Origin of the sequence: Streptococcus sp. HMSC070B10 (assembly GCF_001808665.1) — a bacterium.
Lineage (GTDB): Bacteria > Bacillota > Bacilli > Lactobacillales > Streptococcaceae > Streptococcus.
In genome coordinates this window covers 1-582 of record NZ_KV794203.1, presented here as the reverse complement: position 1 = coordinate 582, position 582 = coordinate 1, and the positions used below count along the sequence as shown (strand labels likewise).

Genomic DNA, 582 nt, shown 5'->3' with positions numbered 1-582 from the left:
GTTGGCTAAGTGTAGAAGAATTTAAGGAATATCACAAGGATGTTCTTTCGCTGACTTATGATGAAGCGGTTGAAATTAGTTTGGAAGAATTAAAAACAATGATACCAGTAAGAGACCCTCTATGGGAAGAGGAAGAACGCCTTCGTGAAGAATATATCAAAATCCATGGAGAACGTGTTTATGACGATGAGGAAGACGAGTGAGAATTTATATTAAAGGCGATTATACAAAAAGAGTACCTTATGGTTATTTGGAACTAGCTGGAAAAATGTGGTTTCCAGAAGAAAAGCAAGTATCGTACTCAAATGCTGGAGACAATGAGCAACTACAAGAGGATTTTTCTGTAAATTTATCCTTGAGGAAAAGTACTGCAGATAAGCGATGGTCTAGTGTCCCCCTAAAGGAAGGGGTACGAAGACTCTTTTCACATATTAAAGAATGTATTGAGATAGAGTTTGAAGATGCGTTTGCTACGGATTATAATGAAAAGGGAGACTATCTCCGTATTTTAACCACCCATCTAGAAATTTTGACAGTTGATAGACGCGCCATGTACATTATGGCGCTTGAGATTGCAAAGGT

At 37.8% G+C, this 582-nt stretch carries 2 pseudogenes; both read left to right on the top strand.

Going from position 1 to position 582, the window contains the following annotated elements:
* Positions 1 to 203, top strand: a pseudogene (locus HMPREF2613_RS07110) (hypothetical protein); the annotation flags it as partial.
* Positions 200 to 582 (top strand): annotated as a pseudogene (locus HMPREF2613_RS07105) (hypothetical protein); the annotation flags it as partial. The pseudogenes HMPREF2613_RS07110 and HMPREF2613_RS07105, both read left to right, overlap by 4 nt.